The 6,738-nt window shown below is 34.8% G+C and carries 4 protein-coding genes; 1 reads left to right on the top strand and 3 read right to left on the bottom strand.

Annotated elements, in window-relative coordinates; genetic code table 11:
* Positions 1-265 precede the first annotated feature (265 nt).
* The 3 genes from VB796_RS12060 to VB796_RS12050 form a co-directional block, all read right to left on the bottom strand.
* Entirely contained in the window at positions 266-997 is a 732-nt protein-coding gene (locus VB796_RS12060; RefSeq protein WP_323346798.1) for a phosphatase PAP2 family protein, read from the bottom strand.
* Between the two features lie 46 nt (positions 998-1,043).
* Positions 1,044-5,072 (bottom strand): two-component regulator propeller domain-containing protein, encoded by a 4,029-nt coding sequence (locus VB796_RS12055; RefSeq protein ID WP_323346797.1) that lies wholly within the window; start codon positions 5,070-5,072, stop codon positions 1,044-1,046.
* Positions 5,073-5,265: 193 nt separating this feature from the next.
* Positions 5,266-5,907 carry a hypothetical protein gene (locus tag VB796_RS12050; protein WP_323346796.1) on the bottom strand — a complete coding sequence of 214 codons (642 nt, stop codon included), beginning with the start codon at positions 5,905-5,907 and terminating at the stop codon, positions 5,266-5,268.
* Between the two features lie 147 nt (positions 5,908-6,054).
* On the opposite strand from VB796_RS12050, the gene VB796_RS12045 reads away from it, so the two are divergent.
* Positions 6,055-6,561, top strand: a complete 507-nt coding sequence (locus tag VB796_RS12045) for a metallophosphoesterase family protein (protein WP_323346795.1) — start codon at positions 6,055-6,057, stop codon at positions 6,559-6,561.
* Positions 6,562-6,738: the final 177 nt, after the last annotated feature.

The following is a 6,738-nucleotide window of genomic DNA, read 5'->3' as shown; positions in this document are numbered from 1 at the left end:
TTTGGTTATTGGTTATTGGTTATTGGTTATTGGTTATTGGTTATTGGTTATTGGTTATTGGTTATTGGTTATTGGTTATTGGTTATTGGTTATTGGTTATTGGTTATTGGTTATTGGTTATTGGTTATAAAAAAGTGCTTTTTGTAATTATAGGTTCCTTCAATATCGTTTTTTTACAAATTAATATTATCCAGTAACCAATCCACCAATAACTAATCCACCAGTAACTAATCCACCAATCAACCAGTAACCAATCCACCAATAACTAAAAAGCAATTCTTAAATTTCCTCCCATTGCGTAACCGTCGTAAGTTGGGATTAAGCTGATATTGTTATTTTTCCTTTTTCCTCCAATTTTCTCTTTCAACCAAGGATAAACGGCATACGCCACTTTGCCAGAAATAATACCAATTCCTGCCCCAACTAATACATCTGATGCCCAATGGCGGTTATTTAAAACTCTAAAAACACCCGTAGCAGTTGCCAACGTGTAGCCTCCAACGGTAAATAAAACACTTTGGTCAGCGTATTCTTCTGCTAAAATCGTTGCTCCAAAAAAGGCATTAGCGGTATGCCCAGAGGGAAATGAATTATCTGCCGAACCATCTGGACGCCACTGTTTCGTGGATTCTTTTAAAATTGTAACTGTACCTAAAGTTATTACGCCACCGACTAACATCAAGCCTACTTTGTCTTTAAAATCATGCTTACTTTTTACGCCAATCCAATCTAAACCAAAGACTGCGGCATGAGGTCCGAATTGTATTAAGTCATCTATTTTATTATGGAAATCCATAAAATTTTCATTTCTAACCTTGATTTGCTTTGCTTTAAAATCAGCGTTATTTATAGACAAACCTCCGCCAATCAATATCAATGGCGTAATGTAATGTTTGAAAGTCGCTTTCCGAAAAGTAGAATCGTGGTTATGGTCTTGTGCAGAACTTGAAAAAAGTGAGCATAAACTGAACACAGTAGCAAGGAATATTTTTTTCATTATTGGGATTTCTTTTACGGTTATTGCGGTAATATTTTTGAGTCTTCTAAATATCTAAACTCTTTTCTACATATTCAGAAGGGGCTTTTCCATATTCTTTTTTAAAGATTCTTGTAAAATAGGAAGGGTCATTGAAGCCAACTTTATAGGCAACTTCTGAAACACTATAATTCTCACTTTCAAGCAATTGTACCGCTTTTTTCAAACGTACATTTTTGATAAATTCATTTCCTGAAAGATTGGTTAAGCTTTTTAGTTTTCGGTACAACTGCATATTGCTCATTTTCAATTCTTCTTCCAAAAATTGAATATCAAGAGCAGGATTACTGATATTTTCTTCAATGATACGAATAGCACGTTCCAAAAAGTGTTCATCAGAAGAGTTTAGGGTAATTTCTTTGGGTTTTAATTTTGGAGATTTACCAAATAATTGCCTCAAATTCTTCCGATTTTCAAGAATATTTTTAACCCTAACCTCCAACAAGTTGGCATTAAATGGCTTTGTAATATAGTCGTCTGCTCCTGTTTCTAAACCAACTTGTTTACTCTCATTACTACTTTTTGAGGTCAGAATTATCACAGGAATATGGCTCGTTTTTGAATTTGTCTTTACATTTTCACAAAGTTCAACGCCTGTCATCAATGGCATCATCCAATCTGAAATTATGATGTCTGGCAAATGTTGTTGAGCCAATTCAAAAGCATCTTTGCCGTTATCTGCTTCTAATATTTGGAAATTTTCGACAAATATTTCCTTAATATACGCCCTTAAATCTTCATTATCTTCGGCAATTAAAATGATAGAAGCATCCGCCAAAGAGGTCGATTTAGCTTGTTTTTTATTTTCTCGTACAACAGTCTTCAGTAATAATTCCTGTTCTTTTTTAACTACCACATTATCACGAATCCATTTAACATCAAAGGCGTTTCGGGCAATGGGCAAATGTACCGAAAAGGTTGTTCCATGCCCTACTCGACTACTTACTAAAATTTCGCCTCGGTGTAATTCTACCAATTCTTTACAAAGAGCTAAACCGACACCTGTTCCCACTACTTGGGGCTGAGCTTTATCATGAACTTGGTAAAAACGATTAAAAATATTTCTTAAATGTTGTTGAGCAATGCCAATGCCTGTATCACTTACTCTAATGATAACTTTCTCATTATCAGCAGGATTCTCTAAAATTTCCACTAAAATACTTCCTCCGTCTTTTGAAAACTTAAAGGCATTTGATAATAAATTAGTAATTATTTTCTCAATAATATCACCATCAAAATACGCCATTATTTGTTCGGGCGATGAAGAAAATTTGAGCGATATATTACGATGCGATGCTAAATCTTGAAATGAATAGGTTATTTTCTCTACAAACTCAGCGACGTCACTTTGCGTGATTTCGGGAGAAAGCCTGCCTGCTTCTAATTTTGATAAATCGAGTAATTGATTAATCAATTTTTGTAATTGTTTGGCATTCCGATAAATAGATTCAGTACGTTTTCTTTGTACTTCTGGCAAGTCGGTATTTTCAGCTAAATATCTTTCTAAAGGACTGATTATCAAAGTCAACGGAGTTCTAAACTCGTGTGAAATATTGGTAAAGAAATTAGTCTTTAGGCGGTCTAATTCTTGAATTTGGTCTTTTTCTCTTTCCTGTAATTTTATATCCGACCTAAATCTTTCACGTACCTGAATCACTCGTCTGAGTGCGTAAATACTGCCCACAATCACCAGAGCATAAATACACCACGCCCACCAAGTTTTGTACCAAGGTGGCAGAATGATAATTTTAATAAATGCCATTTGGTTATTCCAAACACCATCATTATTGCTGGCTCTTACCCAAAAAGTGTATTCGCCAGGGTTTAAGTTGGTGTAACTCGCAATTCTTTGCGTACCAACGTAGTTCCAGTCGTGGTCGAAACCCTCAAGAATGTAAGCGTATTGATTATTTTTGAGCTGTTGAAAATCCAAAGCGGTGTATTCGATAGAGAATACATTTTGGTCGGAAGTAAATGAAATTTCGTCCGTTTCCAAAATATCTTTATGCAAAGGTGAATCTTTTTGACCAACCGATACAGGTTTATTGAAAAGTCTCAATCCAGAAATATACACAGGTGGGACATCATTGCTTTCGGTCAAACTATCAGGATGAAAGACGTTCAGACCACCCGTTCCACCAAAAAACATTTCACCTGCTTTATTTTTAGAATAGGCATTTATGACAAATTCTGGACCTTGCAAACCATTTGCTTGCGTATAATTTTTGAAAGAATTACTCTGAATAATGAAATTTGAAAGCCCTTTATTAGTCGAAAGCCACAAATTATGATGAGCATCTTCTACAATTCCTTTTACTGTATTATTAGGTAAACCGTCCTGAATCGTCCAAGTTTTAAAGGTTTTCGTTTGTGGTTGGTACAAGGCAAAACCTCCACCATTAGTGGCAACCCAAATTCGTTTTTGTGAATCTTCCAAAATCTGAAAAACGTGATTTCCTTTAATGCTTCCATCCAAACCAGATTCTTGAAAATTTTCAACTTTATGGGTTTGAAAATTATAAATAAATATTCCACTATTATACGTTCCAATCCATAAATTACCTCTACTATCTTCCAAAATACAGTTTATGTGTCGCTCAGAAAGTATTCCTTTTTTATTCAAATCTGCAATGGGAGCAAATTTTCCAGTTTGTTTATTAAAAGTCAGTATGCCAACATCTTGTGTACCAACCCAAAACTGATTGGTGATTTTTGATTCATGAATGCAGGTTAATTTGGGTCTGTAACCATCCACTAAATATGGATAATTGACGACGGTATTACTTCCTTTTTTGAGCATTTTCAGCCCTATTCCCCATGTTAAAACCGCTAAATCACCCTGTCTATCTTTATATAAAAAATTGACATCATTATTATTGCTAAAAGTAGAAGTAGAAGGGTCATTGATGAAGTGTTTGAAAGAATTTGAGCGACGGTCTAAAAGAGAAAAACCATTATTTGTACCAATCCAAACTCGGTCATCGTCCTCCGCCACAATAGAATTCACTTTATCTCTAAGCAAACTTTGAGAAGTATTTGTTTTATGCCGATATAAGGTAAATTTTGCTTGTTTATGATAATGAACATTTAAACCTGCCTCCCAAGTACCAATCCAAATATTATCATCACGGTCAACAAAAACAGTTTGAATTGCCAAGGAATTAAGCCCCATGTCAGAATCTGGGTCTGATACTAAATGTATTGGAGAGGCTAAGTTTCCATTTTTCAATAAAATAACCCCACTTTCTGTTCCAAACCAAAGCGTACCTTGTTGGTCATAAGCCATTGACATGATGAGATTATCTAAATCTATTTTTTGTGGATTATAGAAAATCTGTGAAATATTGCGAGTCCGTAAATCCATTTGATAGATACCGTTTCCTCTTGTACCTATCAAAATATTGCCTTTGGGGTCTTCAAAAAAACAAGTAATTTGATTTTTTCTGGCAGTTAAATGATTGGGAATTGTATAAGTTTTAACGGTATTATTGGCAGAAAACTCCATTATTTGCCCATAATGTCCTCCCATCAATACATTACCGTTTCGGTCTTGAATAATGTGTGAAATATCATTGGTTGTGATAGGTTCTGCTTCATTTTTCCGCCATTGCACCGTGTTTTTTTTATTATCGAAAACCAATAAACCATATCGGTAAGTTGATACCCAAACTTTATCATCTTTGGTAACAATAATGTCTGAAACACTAATATTAGCAATATCTTGATTGATGTCAGTTTTTAGAACGTGAAAAAACTTCCCTGTTTGTCGGTCTAATTTGTTAATTCCCCCATCGGCAGTTCCAATCCATAAATTACCGTGACTATCTTCATTGATAGTTGAAATATTACTGCTACTGATAGAATTGGGGTCATCAAAAATATGACGATAAATGGTAAAATTATAACCATCATATTTATTCAGTCCGTCGGAAGTAGCGAACCAAATAAAGCCTTTTTTATCCTGAAAAATTTTGTGAATAGTATTCTGAGAAAGCCCTTGTTGATTACCAATGCGTTCAAAGCGTAGCTGAGCCATTGAGAGAAATGAACAACAGCTTAGGAAATAAACAAAGAGTATGATTGCTCGCAATTGCATATATTGGAATCGTTCGATATGCAATTTAAGAAAATTTAGTTGGAGATAAAAGGGATAAGCAAGTAATAGATTTACAAGATATTGAACTCTTCCAAGGGTTTTAAACCGTTGGGAGCGTTTTTATAAATTACGTTCAATTCACAGAAAAATAGAGTAAAAAGCCCAATAGTTGCTCGTAAGTACGTAATTCTTCTGGCGTTGCTCCAATTTTCGTAAGTGCATTTCTATGTTTATCAGCCAAATCCATAAAATTATCGTCATTAATTAGTTTACTACAAATAACGCCTTTAAAACTTCTATGTACTTGATTATAAACATACTTACAAGATTTATACGGTGTTTTATTGAAAATGTCATTCAATGATAAGAGGCTATCGGAGGCATCTAAAAACGGGAAACCATCCGTCACTAAAAAGTCTTTAATAATATCACAAACATCCTCTACGTCGGGTTCTGTCATGATTTTATAGCGAAAATATTTAGCATCATTATATTTCCCAATCGATACTACAATCGTATTCGAATCGCCCCAAAAGTCTCTTGTATTTCCTAAAAATTGTTGTGCTATTTGCTCTATTTGATGATTTCTACAACCAAAGTTTACTTCCAACCAAACCTCATCTTCATAAGCGGTTGCCGTAAAAATGACGTTTTGAAAGCCTGTTGATGTAACTTTACGGAATTGTTTTTTGTCAGCTACCAAAGTAAAGTCATGTTTCTCAAAAAACAGGCGTAATTTCTCGTAAAGAGCAGTCTCGAATGGTTTTACAAGCATGACATATTTGGTTATGGTTGGCGTATGTGTTTTGTGATGAAACTAAGATAATTATATTTTGTTTAAAAACGGAATCCTTATACGCAAGATTATAATTTTTATTTGAAAATTTAAAAAACTCGTCCTTTAAAAGAATCCTATTGCCAAATGCAAAAAATATTAATCATTTCTGATACACATAATTATCTTGATGAACGCCTGATGCCTCATGTAGAATGGTGTGACCAAATTTGGCACGCTGGCGATTGGGGGAATGAATCTATTTCGGATACTCTCGAAGCCATAAAGCCCATTGAGGGCGTTTATGGAAATATTGATGGGGCTACTTTACGTCAGATTTATCCGAAAATCAACCATTTTATGTGTGAAGATTTGGTGATTGGTATGACTCACATTGCGGGAGCTCCATCAAAATACAAACCCGACGCTTTGGAATGTTTTTCGATACAAAAACCTGATATTTTCGTTTGTGGACATTCGCATATTTTACAGGTAAAACGTGATATTAACCGAAATGGAATGTTATTTATTAATCCTGGGGCAGCAGGTTTACATGGTTTTCATACGGTTCAAACTGCTATTCGCTTAAAAATTGACGGCAAACGTATTTTTGACGTTGAGATTGTTGAAATGACAAAGCCGAATAAATTGTGATTGGTTATTGGTGTATTGGTTATTGGTTATTGGTGGATTAGGGATTGGGAATTGATTATCGGAACTATATACTTATTAATGCAAAACCGCTGACGGGGTGAAAAACCGCCGTCAGGGTTACGGAAGAAGACCCTGACGGCGGTTTTTCACCCCGTCAGCGGTTAATTTGGGTCAAAT

The sequence above is a fragment of the Arcicella sp. LKC2W genome (genome assembly GCF_034931005.1).
Taxonomy (GTDB): Bacteria; Bacteroidota; Bacteroidia; order Cytophagales; family Spirosomataceae; genus Arcicella.
This window is presented reverse-complemented; position numbering and strand designations above follow the sequence as displayed.

What these genes read in the sequence shown, in the direction of transcription:
- VB796_RS12050 (WP_323346796.1), bottom strand. Translation starts at nt 5,907, where the DNA reads ATGCTTGTAAAACCATTCGAGACTGCTCTTTACGAGAAATTACGCCTG.
- VB796_RS12060 (WP_323346798.1), bottom strand. Translation starts at nt 997, where the DNA reads ATGAAAAAAATATTCCTTGCTACTGTGTTCAGTTTATGCTCACTTTTT.
- VB796_RS12045 (WP_323346795.1), top strand. Translation starts at nt 6,055, where the DNA reads ATGCAAAAAATATTAATCATTTCTGATACACATAATTATCTTGATGAA.
- VB796_RS12055 (WP_323346797.1), bottom strand. Translation starts at nt 5,072, where the DNA reads ATGGCTCAGCTACGCTTTGAACGCATTGGTAATCAACAAGGGCTTTCT.